This window comes from Aeribacillus sp. FSL K6-8394 (assembly GCF_038008865.1).
Taxonomy (GTDB): Bacteria; Bacillota; Bacilli; order Bacillales; family Aeribacillaceae; genus Aeribacillus; species Aeribacillus composti.
Window position 1 is genome coordinate 564,819 of sequence record NZ_JBBPAA010000002.1, and the last position, 23,836, is coordinate 588,654.

Annotated in this window: 20 protein-coding genes and 4 pseudogenes; 15 read left to right on the forward strand and 9 right to left on the reverse strand. The window is 37.0% G+C overall.

What is annotated here, in order from left to right:
• Nucleotides 1-32 precede the first annotated feature (32 nt).
• Both NSR00_RS18170 and NSR00_RS18175 read left to right on the forward strand, forming a co-directional pair.
• Nucleotides 33-540 (forward strand): annotated as a pseudogene (locus NSR00_RS18170) (transposase); the annotation flags it as partial.
• 202 nt (nt 541-742) lie between these two features.
• Nucleotides 743-904: pseudogene (locus NSR00_RS18175) on the forward strand (transposase); the annotation flags it as partial.
• A gap of 232 nt (nt 905-1,136) precedes the next feature.
• Here NSR00_RS18175 and NSR00_RS15135 read toward each other — a convergent pair.
• The 3 genes from NSR00_RS15135 to NSR00_RS15145 form a co-directional block, all read right to left on the reverse strand.
• Nucleotides 1,137-2,270, reverse strand: coding sequence for an iron-containing alcohol dehydrogenase family protein (locus NSR00_RS15135; RefSeq protein WP_094245137.1), 1,134 nt, complete (start codon nt 2,268-2,270; stop codon nt 1,137-1,139).
• Nucleotides 2,271-2,282: 12 nt separating this feature from the next.
• Entirely contained in the window at nt 2,283-3,629 is a 1,347-nt protein-coding gene (locus tag NSR00_RS15140) for an aminotransferase class III-fold pyridoxal phosphate-dependent enzyme (protein ID WP_340789648.1), read from the reverse strand.
• 786 nt (nt 3,630-4,415) lie between these two features.
• Nucleotides 4,416-5,597: a PucR family transcriptional regulator gene (locus tag NSR00_RS15145; RefSeq protein ID WP_094245139.1), complete on the reverse strand. Its 1,182-nt coding sequence runs from the start codon at nt 5,595-5,597 to the stop codon at nt 4,416-4,418.
• Between the two features lie 166 nt (nt 5,598-5,763).
• Between NSR00_RS15145 and NSR00_RS15150 the strand changes: the two genes are divergently transcribed.
• The 5 genes and pseudogenes from NSR00_RS15150 to NSR00_RS15170 form a co-directional block, all read left to right on the forward strand.
• Nucleotides 5,764-7,020: a Zn-dependent hydrolase gene (locus tag NSR00_RS15150; protein WP_340789651.1), complete on the forward strand. Its 1,257-nt coding sequence runs from the start codon at nt 5,764-5,766 to the stop codon at nt 7,018-7,020.
• A gap of 127 nt (nt 7,021-7,147) precedes the next feature.
• On the forward strand, nt 7,148-7,306 hold the full coding sequence (locus NSR00_RS15155; RefSeq protein WP_340789877.1) for a DUF3311 domain-containing protein: 159 nt from the start codon (nt 7,148-7,150) through the stop codon (nt 7,304-7,306).
• 88 nt (nt 7,307-7,394) lie between these two features.
• Nucleotides 7,395-8,924, forward strand: coding sequence for a sodium:solute symporter family protein (locus NSR00_RS15160; protein ID WP_340789652.1), 1,530 nt, complete (start codon nt 7,395-7,397; stop codon nt 8,922-8,924).
• 679 nt (nt 8,925-9,603) lie between these two features.
• A complete protein-coding gene (locus NSR00_RS15165) occupies nt 9,604-11,211 on the forward strand; it encodes an amidohydrolase (RefSeq protein WP_340789653.1) in 1,608 nt (535 codons plus the stop codon).
• Between the two features lie 347 nt (nt 11,212-11,558).
• A pseudogene (locus tag NSR00_RS15170) lies at nt 11,559-12,292 on the forward strand (type I restriction-modification enzyme R subunit C-terminal domain-containing protein); the annotation flags it as partial.
• Nucleotides 12,293-12,510: 218 nt separating this feature from the next.
• Here NSR00_RS15170 and NSR00_RS15175 read toward each other — a convergent pair.
• The 4 genes from NSR00_RS15175 to NSR00_RS15190 are packed head-to-tail and all read right to left on the reverse strand — an operon-like array spanning nt 12,511 to nt 13,739.
• Nucleotides 12,511-13,110 (reverse strand): DDE-type integrase/transposase/recombinase, encoded by a 600-nt coding sequence (locus NSR00_RS15175; RefSeq protein WP_340789878.1) that lies wholly within the window; start codon nt 13,108-13,110, stop codon nt 12,511-12,513.
• A gap of 15 nt (nt 13,111-13,125) precedes the next feature.
• Complete coding sequence (locus NSR00_RS15180; RefSeq protein ID WP_340789655.1) at nt 13,126-13,389, reverse strand: IS3 family transposase; 264 nt, start codon at nt 13,387-13,389, stop codon at nt 13,126-13,128.
• 38 nt (nt 13,390-13,427) lie between these two features.
• Nucleotides 13,428-13,631, reverse strand: a complete 204-nt coding sequence (locus NSR00_RS15185) for a hypothetical protein (protein ID WP_340789656.1) — start codon at nt 13,629-13,631, stop codon at nt 13,428-13,430.
• 9 nt (nt 13,632-13,640) lie between these two features.
• On the reverse strand, nt 13,641-13,739 hold the full coding sequence (locus NSR00_RS15190; protein WP_340789657.1) for a transposase: 99 nt from the start codon (nt 13,737-13,739) through the stop codon (nt 13,641-13,643).
• Nucleotides 13,740-14,239: 500 nt separating this feature from the next.
• On the opposite strand from NSR00_RS15190, the gene NSR00_RS18180 reads away from it, so the two are divergent.
• Complete coding sequence (locus NSR00_RS18180) at nt 14,240-14,392, forward strand: HXXEE domain-containing protein (RefSeq protein WP_445659589.1); 153 nt, start codon at nt 14,240-14,242, stop codon at nt 14,390-14,392.
• A gap of 235 nt (nt 14,393-14,627) precedes the next feature.
• Here the strand turns inward: NSR00_RS18180 and NSR00_RS15195 are convergent, their stop codons facing one another.
• On the reverse strand, nt 14,628-14,840 hold the full coding sequence (locus NSR00_RS15195) for a M23 family metallopeptidase (protein ID WP_340789659.1): 213 nt from the start codon (nt 14,838-14,840) through the stop codon (nt 14,628-14,630).
• A 131-nt stretch (nt 14,841-14,971) separates the two neighbouring features.
• Between NSR00_RS15195 and NSR00_RS15200 the strand changes: the two are divergent.
• The 5 genes and pseudogenes from NSR00_RS15200 to NSR00_RS15225 all read left to right on the forward strand — a co-directional run bounded on the left by NSR00_RS15200 (nt 14,972) and on the right by NSR00_RS15225 (nt 19,354).
• Nucleotides 14,972-16,087: pseudogene (locus NSR00_RS15200) on the forward strand (IS4 family transposase).
• Nucleotides 16,088-16,397: 310 nt separating this feature from the next.
• Complete coding sequence (locus tag NSR00_RS15205; protein WP_340789880.1) at nt 16,398-17,123, forward strand: S8 family peptidase; 726 nt, start codon at nt 16,398-16,400, stop codon at nt 17,121-17,123.
• Between the two features lie 11 nt (nt 17,124-17,134).
• Nucleotides 17,135-18,043: an SAR2788 family putative toxin gene (locus tag NSR00_RS15210; RefSeq protein WP_340789660.1), complete on the forward strand. Its 909-nt coding sequence runs from the start codon at nt 17,135-17,137 to the stop codon at nt 18,041-18,043.
• Nucleotides 18,019-18,537, forward strand: a complete 519-nt coding sequence (locus tag NSR00_RS15215) for a DUF7878 domain-containing protein (RefSeq protein WP_340789661.1) — start codon at nt 18,019-18,021, stop codon at nt 18,535-18,537. The genes NSR00_RS15210 and NSR00_RS15215 overlap by 25 nt, the downstream gene beginning before the upstream one ends.
• 298 nt (nt 18,538-18,835) lie before the next feature.
• Nucleotides 18,836-19,354, forward strand: coding sequence for a DUF7878 domain-containing protein (locus NSR00_RS15225; protein ID WP_340789662.1), 519 nt, complete (start codon nt 18,836-18,838; stop codon nt 19,352-19,354).
• A 714-nt stretch (nt 19,355-20,068) separates the two neighbouring features.
• Here NSR00_RS15225 and NSR00_RS15230 read toward each other — a convergent pair.
• Entirely contained in the window at nt 20,069-21,250 is a 1,182-nt protein-coding gene (locus NSR00_RS15230) for an IS701 family transposase (protein ID WP_040037972.1), read from the reverse strand.
• Between the two features lie 263 nt (nt 21,251-21,513).
• On the opposite strand from NSR00_RS15230, the gene NSR00_RS15235 reads away from it, so the two are divergent.
• Together NSR00_RS15235 and NSR00_RS15240 are read left to right on the forward strand one after the other, a co-directional pair.
• Nucleotides 21,514-22,413, forward strand: coding sequence for an ABC transporter ATP-binding protein (locus tag NSR00_RS15235; RefSeq protein ID WP_339194285.1), 900 nt, complete (start codon nt 21,514-21,516; stop codon nt 22,411-22,413).
• Entirely contained in the window at nt 22,406-23,659 is a 1,254-nt protein-coding gene (locus tag NSR00_RS15240; RefSeq protein WP_339194287.1) for an ABC transporter permease, read from the forward strand. The genes NSR00_RS15235 and NSR00_RS15240 overlap by 8 nt, the downstream gene beginning before the upstream one ends.
• The last annotated feature ends 177 nt before the right edge of the window (nt 23,660-23,836 follow it).

Sequence of the window (23,836 nt, forward strand, 5' to 3'; positions counted from 1 at the left end):
TCAACATAAAAGGGATGAAGGAATGAAAAAAAATTCACATTGAAGGACGTTATCCAATTGCTTTTTTCTCCTTGGAAGATTTGGTTCCTCAAGATCATTTGCTTCGAAAAATCGACCAAGCGATTGACTTCAGTTTCATTTATGACTTGGTTCAAGATCAATACAGTCCCCATACCGGACGTCCCCGTATCGACCCGGTTGTGCTCATCAAAATTGTTCTCATCCAGTATCTGTTTGGAATCCGTTCCATGCGCCAAACCATTAAAGAAATTGAAACGAACGTCGCCTATCGTTGGTTTATCGGTTATGACTTTACTCAACCCATTCCTCACTTCTCCACCTTTGGGAAAAATGATGCCCGCCGTTTTCGCGGCACTAACCTGTTTGAAACCATCTTCCAACGCATTTTGGAAGAAGCGGTTCGTCATGGTTTGGTGGACCCTGACATTTGGTTGATCGACCTTGGCGCCGGTCAAAGCCGGTGCCAATAAGCATAAGTTCATCAAAACCGCGATTCAGAAAGAGAGCCAAAAATATCAAGCCCTCCAAATGGTGCTTGGAACGCAACATTCGTCCGGTCATGCCGTATACTCGCCCCCCGTACAAAAGACGATTTTTTCCGCAAACGCGATGATATGATTGTTACCTCTGTCCGCAAAAATAAAGTCTCAGACTATGAAACAACCACTCGGGTACCGTTCCAAATCCGGACCGATCGCGATGGACGGAAAGAAAAGATGTGACCAAGCGCATCAGTGGCCATATTTGGGTGGCGGATGTGGAAGAAGCGGAGCATTTGAGACACACCGAAGAAAATAAGCGGCTGTATGCACTTAGGAAAGAAACCATTGAACGGGTATTTGCTGACGCTAAGGAGAAGCATGGCATGCGATGGACCACTTTCTAAGGATTGGAAAAAGTGTCCTTGCAGGCGATGCTTACTTTTGCTGCCATGAATTTAAAAAAATTGGCCACCTGGCTATGGAAGTCAGGTGGTTCGAAAGATCGATCGTTATTATTTTTCATAAAATGGCAAGTTCAGCACACTGCCTTTCTTCTTGTTGGCTTAAAACAGAGGTGTTTGTCATCAATCTGGCTCACTAAAGTGAACGATTAATGAGATTGTACAGAAGCAGTTATAAAGATTCATATAGCTGTTTTAAAGAAGAAGGATCCATTTCAACAGGATTGTTAAGCATGTTAGGAGCGAAGCTTTTTTTCACAAGTTGATCAAGTTGCTTCTCAGAAGTAACACCAACATCTTCAAGCGTCATACGAAATCCCATTTCTTTTTTCATTTCATCAATTCGATTGGCCAAATCATCAGCATTAGTAAATCCTAACCGTTGACTAAAGCTTTGGAGACGCTCTCGCACTTTCTCATCATCGCTTTGACTATTTAATCGCCAAAAAGCTGCTAATGTAAAAGCGCATGCTTCTCCATGGGGAATATTATAATCTTGGGTAAGCGGGTAAGAGCAAGCATGGGCTGCAGCTGTTTGCGTTAAATTGAAAGCAAGTCCTGCTGTGACAGATGCAAAACTCATATTTGATCGGGCCTCTAAATTATTTGGTTCATGAAATGCTGTTAATAAATGATCAAATACTAATTGCGCCGCTTTTTCAGCCATCATATCTGTGTAAGGTTGGTGTCTTTTATTGTAAAATGCTTCTAAAGCGTGAGCGAGCACATCGATGCCGCTTGTTGCCGTGACACTCGGAGGGCAACTGACGGTTAGTTCTGGGTCTATCAAGGCATATTTCGGATAAAAATACGAACTGGCTAAAGGTCTTTTTATTCCTTTTTCAGGGTCTGTCAAAACTGAAACAGAAGTAATTTCACTCGCTGTACCCGAAGTTGTAGGAATGGCGATTAAAGGAATTGACGGATGCTGAATCGGTTTCTTATTGTAGAAAAATTCCTTTGTCAAAAAATCTGTAGTGGCGACATAACAAGCCACTTTTGCACAGTCTAAAATACTTCCTCCGCCGAGAGCAACTGCAAAATCGTATGCCTTTTCCCGTAAAATGTTTGCACAGTTATCCGTATTTTGTAGCGTAGGATTAGGCTGAATGTCTGAAAAAATTTCTTTTATTTTGCCTTTTGATAATTTCATCATTTTTTCTGCAGTGCCATTTTTAACTAATGAGGGAGTGCTAATTAATAGTCCGCGTTTAAACTGGAACTTTTCGATGATTTCTGGGATTTTGTTGATTTTTCCTATTCCAAATTCAATAGGAACTGGCAATTCATAGTAAAAGTCTTGCATTTTATTCACTCCTTACGCTAGTGCAGACAAACATTCTTTTTCGAACTGTTGTAAAGTTTGTTCAAAAAGGTCCATCGCTTCATGAATTTGACGTTCTGTAATAATCAGTGGAGGAGCGATAATGACGCTTGATTCGTGGGAATAGGTGTAAAAACCGTTGGAAATTAAACGTTGAACAAATTGACTCATGAGACCCGTTGGATCTTTTCCGTAATCCATCCCATATTGAATGAGTGGCTCTTTCGTGACTTTATTTTTCACTAATTCAACCGCGGCAAATAAACCGATATGACGGACTTCCCCAACTGAAGAATAATCAAGCAATTTTTTTAAACGGCTTTTCAAAGTTTTTCCTACTGTCTCAGCATTTTTGAAAAGATTTTCTTCTTCATAAATTTGTATGTTAGTACATCCAATGTGTGTACATATCGTATGTCCACTATAAGTTAATCCGGTCATTAGAATATTTTCATCAAAATAACGTGCCACTTTATCGCTTACAATCACCCCTCCAAGAGGCGCATATCCAGATGTAACGCCTTTAGCAAAAGTAATGATGTCCGGTTGGAAATCAAAATGATTTACTGCAAAAGGCTTGCCTGTTCTACCGAAACCGGTCATGACTTCATCACAGATCATTAAAATGCCGAATTCGTCGCAAAGGGCACGTACGCCTTCTAAATAACCTTTCGGAGGAATTAAGACCCCGTTACTTCCAGGGATCGTTTCTAAAACAATTGCCGCAATGGAATGGGGACCTTCATATAAAATTTGATTTCTTAATTTATCTAAATAATAGGCTGTAGCTTCTTCTTCGGAGTCAAAGTCGATGACTTCTCTATATAAATAAGGAACTTCAAATTTGATAAAGCCCGGTATACCCGGTTCAGCATAAAATCGACGGCTTTCGCCAGTGAGATTACCGGCTCCGAAAGTAGCCCCGTGGTATGAACGATATCTAGAAAAAATTTTGTAACGTCCAGTCACCATTTTAGCGATTTTAATAGCATGGTCGTTTGATTCCGCCCCACCGGAAGTGAAAAATACTTTTGACATATTAGGTGGTGATAATTCAATAATCTTTTTCGCTAATTCCGATTTAGGTTTTGTCGCAAAGGAAGGGGAAGCAAGGGGATAGTTACGAATTTGTTGGAAACTCTCTATCATTTTAGGATGTTGATGGCCTACGTTTAAATACACTAATTGCGAACACATATCAAAGTAACGTCGCCCATTCTCATCCCAAAAATATACACCTTCTGCTTTTGTGATCACTTTCGGATTTAAGCCCTTCTGTTTTGACCAAGAATGTAAAACATACTTTGAATCATCATTTTTGATTTGTAGTAATTCATCCATTTTACATGACCCCTTTAATTGATATGATGAATAGATTTTGATGTCATCATATCAACGGGAAAAGTTGAAAACAATGAATATTATGACAAATTATATTGTGCACTTGCACAACATATCTAACCTTTCTCCCCAATCCAAAAACGTATTTCATATTTAGTTTTAAACGTGAAGGTACGCCAGCTCCAGTAAAAGTGGGAGATGAATGGTGGTCGATCAAGTCTTGCACCATTTCTAAAACTTTGTTTCGATTCTCACTGAATACGTCCATCAACCGATGAACACGCTGTATGTCGATGGTGAATGATTCTCGATCGCCAAGGGTTGGAAAAATGGCAAACTAACGAAAAGGCTTTCTACACAAAGGCATCACACCAATTAACGAAACGGTATGACGGCGTGGTGAATGAAGATCTCAACATGAAGGGAATGTCACAAGCCCTTCATTCGGCAAAAGTGTTGCTGATCATGCGTCGGGGATGTTTATGACATTGCTCCAATATAAATTAGAAGAACAAAGTAAGAAACTGATCACAATCGACCAGTAGTTTCCATCATCCAAAACGTATTCGTGTTGCGGTCAAGTCATGGAGTCGCTATTGCTTTCTGGGCGAACCTTTCGCTATGAATGGGGATGGAGCGTCAATGCGGCGATCAATATAAACATCATTAGCGATAGCCTAACTTGACCGCAAACCGTGATACAAACGGGGATCGCTCTTCCCGTCATGAGATGGGATGGTCCGAGAAGCTCCCACCACTAGCGTTAACGTTGATGGTGGGAGCATGTCACTTATTCTGATTTAAAATATTTTCAATCATAAAAGCGACGCTCAAATTAGTGCGGGCAAACGTATTATTTAAATCTACATCTAATAACGTTTCAATTTTACGAATTTTATATGTGACCGTATTTCGATGGATAAAGAGTCGTTTGCTAATCTTATTTGCACTGCCGTTTTCTTCAAGGAAAATTCTTAAAAAGTCAACAAAATCTGTTTCATGCAGCTCGTCATATAAATAGAGAGGACCGAGCATATCTTGATGAAATGTTTTAAGAATTGAATGATCTGGTACACTTAAAATAATTTTGTAGGCTCCGATTTCTTTGTACTTAAAGATAAATGGATTTCGATGTTTTTGTGATAAAAATATCACAGTTAGAGCTTCATTATAACTTTTAGACATTTTCCCTAGAGAATTATAAAAATTGCCCATGCCAATGATTAAATTTAATTCTCCGTCCTTCTCAATGACCTTATTATAGATTTTCTCAACAGTTTTAGAAAAAGGAATTCTGTTAGTTTTCACCTTTGCTTTATCAATTAAAAAAATGAGTTGATTGTCATGTTTTAAAGATAAAAAATCATGATAGCGGTTCTGAAATTCATAGAGAATAATGTCAAAATATTGATTAATGGATTTTTTATTATTTTTTGTCGTGCAAACGATAATGCCTAATTCTGCCCCTTTGGATATTCCTCTTTTTTGTAACTGTTTTTCAACAAGTTGGTGGAGATGTTTAAAGCGAAACAATAAATTGTATAAAATTTTTTCCTCCGCTTGATGCATAGTCACTTCTTTTTGAGCCATCGATATAAAGGCGAAGGTTTTTTTTAACAAATCAGCTACCCTGTACTTCCATTCCATTTGAATAAGGGGGAAATGATTGTTATCTGCAAATTCTATGATCGATGGAGGAACTTCAGGAATATATGGTCCCACATTTATAATGACCCCCGCCACTTTTTTATCAAAAGAACGTTTTACCAAGCGTTCTAGCATTTGAGTATTATTTTTCATTTGTATGCCTGTTGTAACGATTAACTCGTTCGCTCGACAAAATTGAATTAAATCATCGCTTTCAATCACATTGATGCCGGACAATTTACGATTTAAACCATCTTTTCCTGCAATTAATTGAAGATGTTGAAATTCAGGTGCGAGAAGAAGATGTCGAATTGTCGTCATAATAACCTCCTCCAATTATCATGTTAATAAATATGACATACAATATATGCAAATGCATAATTTTTTTTATATTATTTTACATATACTATCAGAAAAATATCCATTAAAATATTCTCAAACGGAATATATGTTAAGTTAAATAACATGAAAGGTGAGGGAATACAAGATGTATACATGTAATGCTGAGCGTTTAAAAGAAACTATCGAACAATTTAGTAAATTCGGAGCGACAAAAAACAACGGAGTCACAAGACTTTCTTTGTCAAAAGAAGATATTCAAGCAAGAGACTATTTTTGTGAATGCTGTAAAGCGCTAGGCATGGAAATAAAAGTAGATGATATGGCCAATATTTATGCGACTTTGCCCGGGAAAAAAGATCTTCCCCCAATTGTAATGGGATCCCATTTAGATTCTGTAGAAAAAGGGGGACGCTTTGACGGTGTTTTAGGAGTTTTAACGGCACTGGAAGTTGTTCGAACGATAAAAGAAAACAACATAGAATTGGATATTCCTGTAACGATTGTCAACTTCACGAATGAAGAAGGAGCTAGATTTGATCCTGCGATGATGAGTTCGGGAGTTCTTACAAACAAATTTGATAAAGAAAAAATGCTCCAATCGACTGATAAAAACGGGATCACCTTTGGTGAAGCTCTAAAGGAAAGTGGTTATGAAGGCGATGTTGAAAATCGATTAAAAGAAGCTTTAGCTTTTATAGAACTTCACGTTGAGCAAGGGCCGGTGTTAGAAACTGAAAATAAAACGATTGGCGTCGTAGAAGGCGTGTTGGGGATGGTTTGCTACGAAGTCACTGTTACAGGAGAGTCTGATCATGCGGGAACGACTCCGATGAGCATGAGAAAAGATCCCCTTTTTTTATCAGTAAAACTCTTATCTTCAATCATTGAACAACTAGGAACAGTAGATGAAGAGTTAGTTTATACCGTTGGACGAGTCTTGGTTACACCAAATATTCATACCGTCATTCCAAATAAAGTAACGTTCACAGTAGAAGCTCGGCACAAAGAAGAAGAAAAAATTAAGCAAGTAGAAGATATTTTACAATCTTTGCCTAAAGAAGATAATGGTTGTACTGTTAAAGTCGAAAAACTTTGGGGGCGGGATACGGTTGTATTTGATTCGGACTTATGCGATCAAATCGAACAAGCGAGCAACAAATTTGGTTATTCGTCTATAAGGCTGTACAGTGGTGCTGGTCACGATGCTCAGTTTATTGCTAGTATCATTCCTTCCGCAATGATATTTGTTCCAAGTATTAACGGAAAAAGTCATTGCGAAGAAGAGTTCACACCGTATGAAGATTGTGCAAAAGGGGCAGATGTATTGCTTGAAACAGTATTAAATTTACAAAAGAAATTTTCTTTAGAAGAAAGCAATCATAAAAATGCTAGTTTTCAATAAAGTTTTCATATTTAATTTACGTTATAACGAGAAGGAGAAAATGAAAAAAGGAGGAAATCAACTGTTGTCTAAGTATTATCGAAAAAAAGTAATCTTGTACAGTCTAATCCTTATTTGTTTTCTTGTAATGGAAAGTCCGCTTATTCTTTTGGCTAATTCCGTGCAACCGATGGTTTTGGGCATTCCTTTTTTTATTTTTTGGAATCTACTTTGGTGGTTTATCACTACTGTACTCTTTCTTATTGGCTATTTTATTGATTGGGGAAGCAAATCAGTAGACTACTAAAATCAGTAGACTACTAAGATTACTAATTGTTTTAGTTGAGAGAAGCAACATCTCAAGCTGTAAAAATTAAATACAGGGAGTGATTAATATGACGGTGGGTGTAATAATTATCATAGCTTTTATGATTATACCGCTGTTAGTTGGGTTTGTAGCTGCATCTAAATCGCTCAATACAAGCGAAGACTTTTTTATTCAAGGAAGAGGAATGGGCTCTGTTGCTGTATTTTTTACCGTGGCAGCAACATGGTGGAGTTCATTTGCTTTTCTTGGATCAAATGCAACATTTTATACTCATGGCCCCGTTTACTTAACTGCTCTAGCTTGGAACTTATTATTTGGATTCATGTATTATTGGGTTGGAAAAAGGGTATGGTTTCTCGGGAAGAAATTTAACTATATAACACCGTCTGATTTAGTTGGTGATTTCTACAACAATGAGCAACTCCGACGGATAGTAGCGATAATTCTCCTCGTATTTACTATACCATATTTACAAATACAACTAACTGGTGGAGCTTATTTAATCGAAATTGCTTCCGGTGGAAAGATTCCTTTTTGGATGGCAGCTTTATTGTTTTATTTTGTTATTGTTGTATACGTTTGGGTTGGAGGTATTCGTGCTGTTGCATGGACAGATATTTTTTATGGGGTCATTCTTTTCTTTGGTATGATGTTTGCAGGGTTTTATATTTCACAAATTCTTGGTGGGCCTATAAATATGTTTAGTGAGTTAATGAAAGTCAGTCCAGAACATCTAACTTTACCAGGTCCTCAAGGGACAATGGGATATTCCATGTGGTTTTCTTTGTTTATTGTGACATCTATCGGTGCTTTCATGGGACCGCAAATGTGGTTAAGGATGTATTCAGTTAAAAGTGGAAAGCTTTTTAACTTAATGCCTTTTCTACTAGGATTTGCGGCAATTGCATATATTGGTTCTGTTTTAGTTGGATTTTCTGGTTTTATACTTGAACCGAATGTAGAAAATCCAGATCAAATTTTGCCAATTATGCTGATGGAGTATGCTCCTTTTGCATTAGCTTCCTTAATATTGGCAGCTGGGGCAGCGGCAGCTATGTCTACAGCGAACTCACAAATACATGCTGTTTCAACTATTGTAACATTAGACTTCTATAAGAGATATTTGAAGAATGATGCAAGTAATGATGATATTATTCGAATTGGTCGCTGGTCATTGGTTATCTTTTCTATGATTGCTTATTTCATGACTCTTTTAGTACCTGGAGTACTTGTTACAATTGGTGTAATAGCTTTAGCCGGAACAGCTCAACTTATAGTTCCTACAATTGGAGCAATTTATTGGAAACGTGCTCATCCGGTAGCTGCTATATGGGGGTTGATAAGTGGAATAACGATTGTTCTTTTAATTACTTTTGTACCTTTTATAAATTCGCCATTGGGATTACACGCAGGTGTTTGGGGGCTTTTTGTAAATACAGTATTGTTTATTTCCCTAAGTTTGATATTAAAGAGAGAAGATTTAGAAGTTGTTAAACGTTTTGAAGATGCCCGCACTGAATATAACAATCTATATCATCAAGAATTAATTCACAAAAATAAAGACGAAACTATTTTAAAAAGATTAGCAGAAGAGTAAATTACTATTTCAGCTCTATTTGCTCAAAAGTAATTAATGAACTTCATTAGGTGGCGTCTTGAGAAAAAGTATGGATTAGTAAATCCCCTTTTTTTCTCAAGATGTTTTTCTTATTTTGGTTTTGTAATGAACTCCTCTTTCATGATTTTATGAATATTTTTTCTGTTTTTGATCATTAGGTTAGCTGTTGTTGGTTTTTTTGATCAAAAAATGTATTAAATGTAAAAAATAACATTATATGATCTGTAAAAATTTCATACTTGTTGTCGCTTGATATGGAGGATTTACAGGTATACTTTCTGACAAAAGGAGCAAGACACAGGGCTTTGCAAGGCGTGTAAGCCTATCATGTCCGTGTAAAGATGCGAATATGCAATAAATTATGTATATTCTTAATGCCAAAAACATGTTGTGTTTTGGAATTCGTATTTATTGGATCGCCCAGATGAGTTCATTTTAAAAAGTATTTCAATATTATATGTAGTTTTTTATATTTAATTTTTGATTTGGTACTTTGGATTAAAAGGTTGGGAACTTGGTAAAAAGTTAATTCACATTACTCGATCAACCGTCTCAGTATCTAAAGGAACAATTGAATGATTCTATAATGTAAATCCAAATAAAATTGTTTAGCATTTTATTTGGATTTCAAATATATTTTAGAGGAGGAAAAGTGATATTGAATAAGAAATATTTGTTTATCAATGGAGAGATCATTACAGTTAATCATAAAGATGATATTCAAGAAGCAGTTGCAATTATGGGAAATAAAATTGTGGCAGTCGGAACGACAGATCAAATTCTGCAATTGAAAGATAACAATAGTACAGTAGTAGATTTAGAAGGAAAAACACTTATGCCTGGATTCATTGATTCTCATATTCATGTGACATTATATGGAACGAATCAACTGTCAGTTTCATGTAAATCTAAGTATATTAAATCTATTAACGATTTACTGACTGAGCTCAGACAAAAGGCAAGAAGTAGAGAAAAAGGAAAATGGATTAGAGCCTGGGGATTTAACGAAAGTAACATAAAAGAATCCCGTTTTCCAACAATTGAAGAACTTGATAGTGTTTCGACAGAACATCCAATTATGATTATTCGCGCATGCGGACATATTTCAGTGGTAAATAGTTGCGCCCTTAAACTGGGGAATATCAATAACAACACTCCTGACCCATCTGGAGGAAAAATAGGGAGAGATCAGTATGGCAACATAAACGGAGTACTATATGAAAAAGCCCATATGGACATGTTTAATATTGCAGCTTTTACAGAAGAAGAGATTGAAGAAGCCCATAAAATCGCTTCTCAACATTTTTCTAAAAAAGGGATTACTTCCATTCATGATGCGACAGGATACGGAGCGTATAATTTAAGATTGTTACAACGATCTACCTATAACCAATTGATTAAACAAAGGGTTTATGCAATGGTTGGTGCTCTAAATAATGCCCATGAAATTGTCAAAACGATTACGGAAACAGGTGTATACACTGGGTTAGGTGATGATCGCTATAAAATCGGTCCTGTCAAATTATTTTTAGATGGTAGCAGTAGTGGACCAACAGTTTGGACACGAAAGCCATACACAAGTGATCATGAAAATTATGGAATCCATTATTATACCCAAAAAGAAGTCGATGACATATTGATTCCGGCACATAAAAACGGGTGGCAAATTACTGCACATGCCCAAGGAGATGCAGCGATTGATATGATATTAAATACGATCGAGAAAGCCAATAAACTTTTTCCTAGACCTAACAGCCGACATCGTATTGAGCATGCGGGAATTGCCACTCCAGATTTGATAAAAAGAATGAAAGAACAAAATGTGGTACCAATACCAAATCCAGCTTTCCATTATGAATACGGTGATGGTTATTTAAAAAATTATGGAGAACGTGCCCATCAAATGTTCCCATTAAGAGATTATTTACAGGAAGGAGTAAAGGCAGCAATTGCCTCTGATTGTCCAATTACTGATTTTTCACCTCTAAAGGGGATACATGCAGCCATAAAAAGACGAACAAAATCAGGAAAAATCATCGGAGAAAATCAAAAAATTTCCCTGTTGGAAGCCATTAGAATGTATACGATAAATGGTGCATATGCGTCTTTTGACGAAGATAAAAAGGGAAGTATTGAGGAAGGAAAGCTTGCAGATCTAATTTTATTTGATCGCTCTCTATTGAACTGTGAAGTTGATGAACTGTTGGAGGCTGAAATTGAATGGACTATGATAGACGGAGAATTTGTTTATCAAAAAATTAGGTAATTGATCATTAAGTATGTAAATTTTTCTTCATCTGTATACTTTTTAACATTAGTTATACTTATCCCAAAAATAAGGCTTGATTTTCATTATCTGTTGGTGCTGTTCTCGAACGGCATGAGGGTCTATGAAAGATCAAGAGTTACCCCAGCCTTGAAGAGTAAACATTTTTCGAGATAGATTCTCATATTTCGCCCCCTGAATTTTGATAAGCATAGGATAATTTATCTGTATTAATTATGATTTGTGAGGGATTTAATAGATGATCACAAGAAAAGAAAAAAACGAAACTTTTTTTCAAATTTCTAAAAATCCAATGTCATTTTTTAACTATTGGTCGGAACAATCATCCCATTCGCAGTGTGATTCAAACCGCAGAATCTTTATCGAAACTTGGTACGATTCCACAAGTACTGGAACAAAAGCACGTCATCGAAAGAGTATTGACCGAAGAATTTTGGGACAGTGCGGATATTTTCGAACTGGAAGAAGTACGGGAAGCACTTAGAAATTTAATCAAGTTTACCGAAAAAGATACGCAAAAGATTTATTATACCGACTTCCAAGATGAAGTCATCGAAGTAAAGGAAAACGCTCCAATGTTCCAAGTGAATGACCTACAAAATTATCGAAAGAAAGTAGAACATGATTTAATCGAACATAAAGACCAAATGGCCATTTACAAGTTGCATCACAATAAACCGCTAACCGCCCAAGATGTGAAAATCCTTGAAAACATCCTTTGGAAAGAACTCGGCACGAGAGAAGATTACGAAAAAGATTTTGGTGACACACCGATCACAAAACTCGTTCGGAAAATTGTTGGCTTGGATCCCAAAGCAGCTAATGAAGCTTTTTCGGAGTTTTTATCGGAAGAGCGTTTAAATCTCAACAAAATCCGCTTTGTGAAACATATTGTTGATTATGTCATTAAAAACGGAACACTTGATAGGAAGGTATTGCAGCAAGAACCGTTCCGATCAGTGGGCAGCATTGTCGAATTGTTGAAAGGTAATATGGACGATGCAAGAAAAATCATTGATTTATTGATGAAATTAATTGGAATGTAGAAGAATTGCTGGGGCGGATTAACCCCCGTATTTTGGACAGATTCTCTTTTCATCTATCGCTTATTAAAAATTATGCTCTTTTTCATATTTTCTTTTGTCTTTTTTAAAGCATAGCTATTTCTTCCATTCCATCAAGGGTAAAGGCTTCGCCTTCCTATCGTCACCCTTGATGCCATTCCAGGAAATAGCTGAAATGAATGTTGAGACAAAAGGAAGAAAAATGGAAGGGGAGTTACAGCCTAATGGCTCTGATTTGCAAGTGTCCCTTGATATGTTTTTCATAAAATTCCTTTGGGGATAAGTCTAGAATACTAGAATGCATACGTCTTTCATTATAAAACACCATAAATGCTGTAACAGCTTCATAGGCTTCGGCATAGGTCTCAAACTGCCATCGGGATAGGCAGTCATCTTCAAAAATCCGATGAAAAGATTCAATATGAGCATTCATATTTGGTGTTTTAGGCGGAATTCTCTCGTGCTCAATGTCGTGATTGTCACAAAACTCCTGAAAGGTATGGGAAATAAACTGTGGTCCATTGTCGGTTCGAATCACAGGTTTTTCCAATATGTCGAATTGTTGACGTTTCAATAATGCTCGTTGCAGGGATTGAATCACATCTTTGGCAGTGCAGCTGAAACCCATATAATCGTCTACAATGCTGCGATCAAATACATCGATAATAGACATGACAAAGAAAAAGCGATCTTCACCTTCAATAAAGCCATACTTGATATCCGCTTCCCACAGCTGATTCGATCCTGAAATGGTACGATTTCGTGCCAGTTTTCGAGGATATGAAACATTCTTTTGTCGTTGCGGGCGTAAAATGCCTAGTTCCTTGCATCATCGATAAACTTTTTTCTTGTTGATCATCAGATTGTATTTTCGACGAAGCCATTGGGTTAATTTGCGATAGCCATAATTGTAAGCATCGCCAGCAATCTCTTCCAGTATCATTTCTTTCATTTGTTCATCGGATATTTTTTGACCGTTCGCTTTGAATGAATAACCGGATGCTGGACGTCCCTCACTAACTTTTTTCTCTTCCACCCGGTCATTCTTTTGATAATAGTAGGTGGAACGAGGTATACCAATGATCTTTAGCACCTTTGAAATTGAGCAGCCTTTTTGAATCCATCGGCCAGCTACTTCAAGTTTTTCAGCAAGTGAGGGTTTTTCTTTTTTATGAGATCACGCAATATGGCAATTTCAAGATCTTTTTCACCGAGTAACTTTTTAAGTTGATCATTTTCCTTCGATAACTCTTTTGCATCAAGGTCTGGCAGAACTGTTACGTCTACATCACCAAATTTGCCTTCTTTATATTCACGAACCCAACGGCTCACCATGTTGGGATTTCATTCGTAACGGCGTGCGACAATTGACGTTTTCCCGGTTTCAAGCACTTCCCTTATGACTTGTAACTTAAATTCTTTCGAATGTTTCGTTCTTCTCATGATTAAGCCCTCCTTGGTAACAGTATAGTTTATATTACTCTTACTGTCCAAATTCATTAAGGGGCTTATAAGGAACGTGTAAGATGTATATAATAAACAAATTTACCCAACCACAACGAGCCGTTGCGAATATTTGCAGTAACATTTGTACGGCGTTATCGAATCGAGTTGATTCCAAATAAAACATATCTTTCAAATGCTCCGTTTTCCTTTTCAATGGCGATAGAAATAGGTAACGAGGCAAGTTGGTATTGCTCCAAGACCTAAAGAAATAAATACATACTTTATCAATAAAATGATGTCCATCGCTAATCTCGATATATTTCTTGTACTTCCGACAAAGATTATCATCATTTTTTAAAGATTTGTATAAATAGCTATTGCTATAATATTACTCACCTTAACTGTTAGTATTGTAATCTGGTTGGAATATAAGAAACGTAACGGTATAACTTTTAATTTAACAATTTTATGTACATGTTTATTGTTGATTAAATGGGATATTTCATGTCGGACAGTTTTTTCTATACAAACGTTATGTTCCAGGTTTAATCACAGCAGTTTTGATATTGATTCCTTATATGGCATATATTATTTACCTATTTATTAAGAATAATATTATATCAAGGTTGGAGCGGTTTTTAAGTATTTAGTACTCAGCATTATTTTAATGAATCCAATCATTTTTCTTTTAATCTCTATCCCGAAAATTTGATTTGTTATTTTCATTATCTGCTGGTGCTGTTATCAAACGGCATGGGGGTCTAATTGGTTTGCGGAATTAATATCCAGTTTATTTACATAATAGGAGCAACTGACCTTCATCTCATGAAAAGCCTGAATAAAGGAATTTAAGGGCGAATAATTCTCAGGATTTTTCAGAAGCAACTAATTAAACCGTACCAGTTGATTTCTAACGAGAAAGCGTCCATTGAATCGTATTGGAACTTCTCTGCCGTCTCTTTCTGCGTGAATATGCAAATGCGGTTCCGTTGTATTTCCCGAATTGCCAACATTCCCGATCTGTTGTCCTTCTTGCACCTTTGCCCCTTTATTGACCAGGTCATGAATAATGTTTAATTTATTAAAAATCACTAGCATTGCACTAATTAAATCTGATGATTCAAAATGCTAAGAATGTTCAATTTTTTATTGATTTCGAAACAAAAAAATCCTTTACAATGGAAGTACAGGTGGTTCCTGTCCAAATCCAATCGTAAAGGATAACTATTATGGACAAGAATACACTAATTTCATCATTTGGTAAATGGGTTTCACCCATAAATATTCAAAAACTTAGCGAACAAGTCAAAGAATTGAAACAGGACTATTACACAAAAAAGCTGACAACAGAAGCCTATATTAAACTTTTATTGGTAGCCCAACTGCTCGAATTTAAGAGCTTAGAGGAAATGAGTGATGCACTTGTAGACGAAGATCTTCAAAAAGCACTCGGATTTGAATCGATAAGTGCCTCTCAGCTATCCCGAAAAAACCATCAGATCAACCCACTAATTCTTGCAAATTTGTTCTTGGATCTTGTTTGGAAAATTCAACGGCACCATTATCAAAACGGAAAGAATATGCCACTGAAAATCATTGATTCAAGTACACTCCCGTTGAATTTGACCCATTATAAATGGGCAAAATTCCGTAAAACAAAAGCTGGTGTAAAGCTACACTTACGGCTCGTTTTCATGGATAAAGACACCGTCTATCCTGAAAAAGCAGTGATTACGACAGCAAAAGAACATGACCGAAATCAACTCGAAGTCCTAGTGGATGATCAAGAAGCCATGTATGTGTTTGACCGCGGTTATGTGGACTATGAACGTTTTGATCGGATGACAGATGATGGCTATTTCTTCGTTTCAAGACTGAAGAAAAACGCAGTCATTCGTGAAGTCTATACATTTTCACTTCCTGATGATTGTCACGTTCTATCCGATCAAATGGTCTACATTGGTCCCACACAAAATCGCACTGAAAATGTCTTTCGTCTACTAGAAGTTACGGACACAAAAGGGAACTTACTTCGTTTCATCACCAACCGATTTGATTTAAAACCAGAAGAGATAAGTGATATTTACCGATCTCGCTGGGCTATTGAGCTCTTTTTCAAATGACTCAAGCAACACGTGGAAATTAAGCACTTTTATGGGATGAGTGAAACAGCTATTCAAAATCAAATTTTCTTAGCCCTTATCACGTATTGCTTACATGTTCTCATTCAATTGGAGATGAAAAGTAAGAAATCCCTACTTCGAATTACTCGTTGGTTAAAGAGAGCTCTGTGGAAACCAGCTTATGTTTGGTTGCGAAAATTTGATGGGCGAGCCAGTCCATAATCTCCCTTTTGTCGTTGTCGCTCTGGTTTAACTGTATATATTTACCAAATGGGCAGTGCCACCTTTCTTTAGGTTTTGTCTTTTTGGCACAAATTCACAAAAATTAATTAACAGAAAATTCTAACTATACTTATGCAATGCTAATGAAGAAAACTATTTTTTTATAATATTCTTCATCTTCTTAGCTTCATGCAATCATCAATTATCCTATGATCAAAAAATTGATTGTAATCAGAATTGGGCTCTATGCTCCATACAGAAGGAATATGCTGATCCTAACTCTTTAACAGACACACCTATAAAAATTGCCATTATTGATAGTGGAATTGATGAAGAAAAGGCTCGTGTCAAAGTATCAAAAAGGTTCAACGAGAAAAATAATCAAATAGATTCATACGGACATGGTACAGCGGTTGCTAGTATCATTGCGGCTCAGTCTAATCAAAAAGATCATGTAGAAGGAGTTATTAAAAATATTGAAATTTACGATGTCAATGTACTGGATGCTAATGGGAACGGAGATATTGACGATATTACGGAAGGCATTGAATGGTGCGTTAACCAAAATGTAGACATTATCAATATGAGTTTTGGGATTCAAAAAGATGATGCAAGATTACGTGCTGCAGTAGAAAAGGCCATTAACCATGATATTATCATAGTTGCTGCAGCTGGGAATACACTTGGTTTATATACTGAATACCCTGCAAAATATGAAAGTGTTTTGTCTATTTCAGCAATCGATAAAAATATGAAAATTTATAAATACGCGGCGAAAGGAAAAATTGATTTTGTTGCTCCAGGTGTAGATATTGTTGCTATAAAGACTGGAAAGCTATCACATCAAAAAGAATTAAGTGGTACCTCTTTTGCAACGGCATATGCCACAGGCATTATTGCGAGCCTCTTAAACAATAAAGAAATTCATAAGGAAACAGTCCATAAAGATTTATTGGAATATTCGAAAGATTTGGGTGAAAGTGGCTGTGATGATTTATATGGATGTGGATTATTAACATTAAATCATCGAAAATAAGGAGGAAAAGTATGAAAAAACTGATATTAAAGTTACTTATAGTAACTTTATCGATATCGGCAATATTACCGGGATTTGCTAGTGCTGAATCTAATGAAAATATACCTGTAAGTGACACAAATACTGTATTAGTTGAAGACATTACTGGTGTTGAGTATGAAGTAGATGTTGAGGAAGAACTTGGATTAGATTTAGCAGAAGATATTGAAATGACAGCAACAGAAATCTCTGACGAGGAAGTGGTTGTTTCTACAGAAGTAGAAAATGAAGATACATCCATTGATACCGAATTGTTTGTGAATAGTGAATCTGGTGAAATAACGCTTTCAGGTCATATAGAGTTAAAGAATGGAGAAATCATTACTCAACATTTTGATGTAGTGTTGCAAGAAATTGACGGCACCGATTTTATTGCAACACTCATTGATCAAGATACCGGAGAATCTTACCAGCTCAATACCATTGATGCTCAAGCTTCGGTTCTGCCGGCGGTTATAATCGGAGTAGTTGCAAAACATGGAATCAAGTATGCCATAAAAAAATTTGGAAAAAAACTTATCGTTAAGTCGATAAAAAGCTCTAAAGCCGTTCTTAACACATTTGCAAAGGCAGCCGTTAAAGCAGCAAAAAGTAAAGTTTCTAGTTTTCGTGTAAAAGATAAGCATTTGAAAAGCACTGGAGGAACCTATGCTAAATTCAATACTAGCAGTAAAAGCCAAGTAAATAATTGGGTTAAAGAAGGATTAAATTCTAAGAACGCATCGTATTCTTTAAATCCAGAGGTAGAAACAAAGAATGCGGATTTGTCATTTGTAGTTATAGCCAACCTTGGTAAAGTAATAGGTACAAAAGGTCAGAAAAAAATTAAAATAGTAGTAGGGTGGGATGGTAAAATATGGACAGCATATCCAATCAATTAGAGTTTGTCTATCACTTTACAACCGATGAATCTTACATTCCTAAAAAATGGAAAAAAGATTCTGCTATCGTACTTAGAGTTGATGGAGATTTTGAAATTAAGGTAGATGGAAGATCATATTGTCAAGAATATGTTGCTTTATTAGAATTTTATCTATATTTACACAGATGGCTTGCCATTATCGAGAGTAAAAAATATATCATCCCTGAATTCCATTATTATTCTCTTGAATGGCATGAGGATGAGCCGTTAATTTCAATCATTCCTTTTGACAATAACGATAAGGCTCGACTCACTTCTATTTGGAGAAAGGAACCGTTTGATCCTGTATTTAAGATGGATTATATAGTGAACAAATTGACAGAATTACGCGATCAATTAAAAAAAGATATCGAGGCACATTATCGTATTTCGGTAGATGTGTTTATTGATAAGTTTCCAATAAAGGCATTGGCAGTTGTAGACAAAAAAAAGGGTAAGACGAAATGGCTTTAGTCATTGAACGTTACCTGTTAAAGACTATGTCAATGTTTGTAGTTGATAACATTTCTTGGGGCTGCCTATTATTTTTGAAGCCCCATTTATTTTTTCAAAAAGTGTCCGAATTATGCTAATTCAACACTACTGATAAAAGCCAAGTACGCAATCGAATGAAAAGGATTCAATTCTATAAATCCAGAGGCAGAAAAAAAGAATGCGGATTTGTCATTTGTAGTTATAGCGGACCTTGGTAAAGTAATAGGTACAAAAGGTCAGAAAAAATAAAAATTGTAGTAGGGTGGGATGGTAAAATATGGACAGCATATCCAATCAATTAGAGTTTGTCTATCACTTTACAACCGATGAATCTTACATTCCTAAAAAATGGAAAAAGGATTCTGCTATCGTACTTAGAGTTAGTGGAGATTTCGACATAAAAGTAGATGGAATCTCCTATTTTCAAGATGATATCGCATTATTAGAATTTTATTTATACTTACAGAGATGGCTCGCCATTATCGAAAGTGGCAAATATGATATCCCGGAATTTCATTATTATACTCTTGAAATTGACGAAGATGAGCCGTTGATTTCAATCATTCCTTTTGACAATAACGATAAGGCTCGACTCACTTCTATTTGGAGAAAGGAACCGTTTGATCCTGTATTTAAGATGGATTATATAGTGAACCAATTGACAGAATTACGCGATCAATTAAAAAAAGATATCGAGGCACATTATAGTATTTCAGTAGAACCGTTTATTGATAAATTTCCCATTAGAGCTTTAGCTGTCATCGATAAAAAGAGAGGCAAGAAGAAATGGTTTTAGTATTCTGTAAAAAATTAGGGATACAAATCCTTTAGAGTATAGGAACAGTAGAACTGATCAACGGAAACAAAGTGTCGGGCTTTCTTTTGGAAGGCGTATATCGCCAATCGATTCGAGGATATTACAGATTTTGGAGGATGGCGTTCCTATTGCCGAAAAGAAGCCGAATCATAATGGCAAAAGTGGCTGTCAAAGTAGTCGATTTTTTCGGCTTATAGGTGCCCTTTCGATATTCAATGTTTATGTTTTTCGTTTCCAAAAGATTTTGGCTTTCTGGACAACTGCTTTTCCTATGTTTCCCTATCTTGATTTATGTCCTTCGGGAATCTTATGAAGGACTTTTTCTATGCACGCCATTTTCATTCTGTCCTTCAAAAGTTATGACGGACATTCAGTATATGCAATTTCCTTTTTTTGGATTACATCACCTCCATAAAGGACGTTTATAAATTTTATTAGATTATTTTTGTCCTTCACAGTGGCATTTCTTCAAAATCCATCCTCAGTTCGGATTCTAAAATCAAATCAGTGAACCTTTAAGTAATAAAAAAAGGTTTCTGCCTTTTTGTTCATCTCAACATTTATTAAATGGAGAGGTGCTTCCAAAAGTTTGAACAACTTTTGTGAAGTATCCTCCTGTTTTAATTATGTGGCTGTAGTTGAGTAATTTTAATTACAATAATTACCATATAAAAGAGACAAACAGGGTACCCCTTATGCCACGTGGAGCTGTTTTTTCACGGTATCAATGGGAATATTTTGTTTCGCTGCACGGTAAATGAACTCCACGAGGCTATGTCCTTTTCTCTTGCGCAGAAGATCGAGCCCATCAGAAAAATCGCTGTTCGACTCGAACATGCTGTACACGTAAGCAAGCTGCACCAAGATCCAGTAGCGTTTCACCGCCCGACGTCCGCGAACGCGGTATCCATCGAGTTTCAGCTGGTCTTTCGCTTGACGGAAAAAACATTCGATCGACCAACGCTGGGCATAGTAGCGCAAGATCTCTTCATCGCTTAGATCCCGGTCGGTGCTCAAGACGCAGTGAAGATGTTCCGATGTCATCGGCTGATCGGCTTTCCAAGCGAGCAGCACCACGGCATCATCGAGACCTTTGAGAGAGCCTTCGTAGCGATACACGCGATAACGCTCTTCTCCCACCGTGACGAGGTGAGTGTCTTTCGGTTCGATGTAGCGGGCAAACTCCCTCACCTGAACCGCAATGCCTTTTGGATAAAGAAGCCGATTGGCCTTGAGCATTGCGATGACGTGGAATCCCTTTTTCAGACAAGCTTCCACGAGCGTTTGCGATGGATACCAAGAGTCCATCAGCACATAAACAGGACGGTGTACATCCAAAGAAGAAAGCATCTCGATCGCGAGTTCCCCCTTGCTTTTCCCAGCCGCCTTGTCGTAGAGGCGGAACGCAAAGGGAAAAGCCTGGGTCATCGTATGAACCATGAGCCAAACGAGAGAATGTCCCCAGATCGACTTTTTCTCTGTGTGAGAATAGTGCCAATCACACCCTTGAATGGCGTGCGTTGCCTGTGACGAAGGCTTGGTTTTTTGGCAAATCGTATCATCGATCGAAACAAAAAGGGGTTGATTCTCCTGTTTGGCGATGCGTTCGACACGACGAAGCATCCACTGTTGAAGTTTGCGAAGCAGCGTCTCTTCATCCCAAGGGCTTTTCGTGAAAAAATGGCTGAGTGTCGTGCGGTGGTTCGGATGAAAGCTCCAATGATGAAGATCGGTCAATGTTCCCGCAAATCCTTTGGTGGTCAGCGCATCCACGATATGAACGAGATGCTTCATGACAGGTTTTGAAAAATAAAGTGCCAACCCCAACATCGTGAAAAACTTGTGGATTCCTTGATGATGTGCTAATCTATTCATGAGACATGAACCTCCTTGTGAATAGTTTTGGTGACACATCTATTCTAATCAAGGAATCGGGTTCATGTCTCTTTTTTTGTTTGGTTGTAAATTTATGTTAGCGAATTTGCTCATCTACAGATGTGGTTTAAATATTTTTAACATAGTTTTCATATCATCATTGTCACTAACGATGTTTCACTTGTGAGTTAGACAGAAATTTAAAACGATACTGAACTTTTTTCTTGTTTAATCCGTATTAAAAGATGAGAGGAGGAAAATACATGACGTTGAAGCTAGAGCAAGTGACGAAAAAATTTGGCGATTTCACCGCTGTGGATAAGCTGTCTTTATCCATTCCGGAAAAAGAAATGTTTGGTTTTTTAGGGGCAAACGGTGCCGGAAAAACGACAACATTTCGCATGATTTTAGGGCTGCTGGCACCAACTGAAGGAACCATTACATGGAATGGAGAAAAAATTGATTATAGCACGAGCCCGTATATCGGATATTTGCCCGAAGAGCGGGGATTGTACCCGAAATTAAAGGTAAAGGATCAGATTGTCTATTTAGCCAGATTAAGAGGGATGAACAAAAAAGATGCGCTGAAGGAGCTGGCAAATTGGCTCGAACGGTTTAAAGTGCCAGAGTACGCTGAAAAAAAAGTCGAAGAGCTGTCGAAAGGAAACCAGCAAAAAATTCAATTTATTGCTGCTGTCATACATAAACCGAAGCTGCTCATCTTGGATGAACCGTTTAGCGGATTGGATCCGGTCAATGTTGAGCAATTGAAAGAGGCTGTCATTGATTTGAAAAATGCCGGTACATCCATTGTGTTTTCCAGCCATCGGATGGAGCACGTTGAGGAATTATGTGAACATTTATGCATATTACATAGGGGAAGCCCTGTAGTTCATGGGTCGCTCAAAGAAATTAAACGTTCCTTTGGCAAAAAAAATCTCGTGATTCATGCGGATTTTGATCTCAATTTCTTGAAGAATTTCCCAGGTGTCGTAAAAGCCAAGACAACAGTTGAAGGGATTCAATTGCAAATTGAAAGAGAAGAGACCGCACAACAATTGTTACAGGAGATTGTCGATAAAGGATTTATTCGCAAATTCCAAATAGAAGAGCCTTCATTACATGATATTTTTATAGAGAAAGTGGGTGCGGCCTATGTATAACTTTTGGACTGTTTTATTCCACACTTATTTTACCAAACTAAGATCGAAGCAATTTATCATTTCCACGGTTATTACATTGCTTATTATTCTAGTTTTGGGAAACATATCAAAAATTATCGATTTTTTTAATTCTGGTGAAAATCAAGAACGCCTTGCAGTCATTGATCAATCAAATTCTTTATTTGAACCGTTTAAAAAGCAATTGAAAGAAGTTAATCCGGACATTCAATTGCAAAAAACTAATGCTTCCGAAGAAAAGCTGAAAAAGAATGTATTAAATGATGAGATCAAAGGGTATCTCGTTTTATCTTTAAATGATGAAAACCGGCCGATGGCGGTATATAAAGCAGCGTCTCTTGCAGACTCAACCGTTCCAAACGATTTGCAATATGCCCTCCAACAAGTGAGCATGGTATGGACAGCAGGTCAATTGAAATTAACGCAAGAGGAACTGATGAAGCTGAATGCGCCAGTATCTTTTGAAATGGAAGCGTTGAATGCCAACGCAAAAACGGTGGAAGAATTGAATCAAGCGAGAGGTCTCGTATATGTACTTTTATTTGTAATATATTTTGCAGTGATCATGTATGCAAATATGATTGCGATGGAGGTAGCAGTAGAAAAATCTTCTAGAGTGATGGAAATTTTAATTTCCAGTGTTCCTCCTATTACACAAATGTTTGCGAAAATTTTAGGTGTTGCTCTATTGAGTTTAACGCAGCTTGCCTTATGGCTTATTGTCGGCTACGTTTCCATTAAACAAAATTTAGAATCGATGGATGGAGGATTTTTCTCTTTCTTTGGATTCCAAAACACGTCGTTGTCGACCATTCTATATGCAGTCATTTTCTTTATTTTAGGCTATTTATTATATGCGACGATGGCTGCCTTTCTAGGCTCGCTGGTCAGTCGTATAGAAGATGTTCAGCAGTTGATCACTCCGATGATTTTAACGGTTGTGGCGGGCTTTATGCTAGCGATATTTGGTTTGAGCAATCCGGAAGCTTCCTATGTTACGATCACATCATACATTCCGCCGTTTACCCCGATGCTGATGTTTTTGCGGGTTGGAATGCTGGATCTTCCAATTTGGGAGCCGCTTTTAGGAATCGGTTTATTAATAGCATCCATTGCTATATTAGCTGTCTTCGGGGCAAGAGTTTACAAAGGCGGCGTATTGATGTACGGAAAATCCAATGCGCTTAAAGATATTAAAAAAGCTTTGCAGCTATCGAAAAATAAATAAAGAAGACATTACGCAAAATGGTTTTCTTTTGATTTTGAGCAGATAATAATAAACGTAGCAAGCAGCCCGATTCCTATATACTAGGAGTTTGGCTGCTTAATTTTTTGGAAGCTTTGATAATGATGAAAATGAGTCAATTTCTGCGCAGTATTTTTTCTCAACTACCGAAGTTGGGGG

What these genes read in the sequence shown, in the direction of transcription:
- NSR00_RS15195 (WP_340789659.1), bottom strand. Translation starts at nt 14,840, where the DNA reads ATGCTAGTGATTTTTAATAAATTAAACATTATTCATGACCTGGTCAAT.
- NSR00_RS15140 (WP_340789648.1), bottom strand. Translation starts at nt 3,629, where the DNA reads ATGGATGAATTACTACAAATCAAAAATGATGATTCAAAGTATGTTTTA.
- NSR00_RS15190 (WP_340789657.1), bottom strand. Translation starts at nt 13,739, where the DNA reads ATGAGAAGAACGAAACATTCGAAAGAATTTAAGTTACAAGTCATAAGG.
- NSR00_RS15225 (WP_340789662.1), top strand. Translation starts at nt 18,836, where the DNA reads ATGGACAGCATATCCAATCAATTAGAGTTTGTCTATCACTTTACAACC.
- NSR00_RS15230 (WP_040037972.1), bottom strand. Translation starts at nt 21,250, where the DNA reads ATGAATAGATTAGCACATCATCAAGGAATCCACAAGTTTTTCACGATG.
- NSR00_RS15160 (WP_340789652.1), top strand. Translation starts at nt 7,395, where the DNA reads ATGACGGTGGGTGTAATAATTATCATAGCTTTTATGATTATACCGCTG.
- NSR00_RS15155 (WP_340789877.1), top strand. Translation starts at nt 7,148, where the DNA reads ATGGAAAGTCCGCTTATTCTTTTGGCTAATTCCGTGCAACCGATGGTT.
- NSR00_RS15145 (WP_094245139.1), bottom strand. Translation starts at nt 5,597, where the DNA reads ATGACGACAATTCGACATCTTCTTCTCGCACCTGAATTTCAACATCTT.
- NSR00_RS15210 (WP_340789660.1), top strand. Translation starts at nt 17,135, where the DNA reads ATGAAAAAACTGATATTAAAGTTACTTATAGTAACTTTATCGATATCG.
- NSR00_RS15235 (WP_339194285.1), top strand. Translation starts at nt 21,514, where the DNA reads ATGACGTTGAAGCTAGAGCAAGTGACGAAAAAATTTGGCGATTTCACC.
- NSR00_RS15150 (WP_340789651.1), top strand. Translation starts at nt 5,764, where the DNA reads ATGTATACATGTAATGCTGAGCGTTTAAAAGAAACTATCGAACAATTT.
- NSR00_RS15240 (WP_339194287.1), top strand. Translation starts at nt 22,406, where the DNA reads ATGTATAACTTTTGGACTGTTTTATTCCACACTTATTTTACCAAACTA.
- NSR00_RS15135 (WP_094245137.1), bottom strand. Translation starts at nt 2,270, where the DNA reads ATGCAAGACTTTTACTATGAATTGCCAGTTCCTATTGAATTTGGAATA.
- NSR00_RS15215 (WP_340789661.1), top strand. Translation starts at nt 18,019, where the DNA reads ATGGACAGCATATCCAATCAATTAGAGTTTGTCTATCACTTTACAACC.
- NSR00_RS15185 (WP_340789656.1), bottom strand. Translation starts at nt 13,631, where the DNA reads ATGGTGAGCCGTTGGGTTCGTGAATATAAAGAAGGCAAATTTGGTGAT.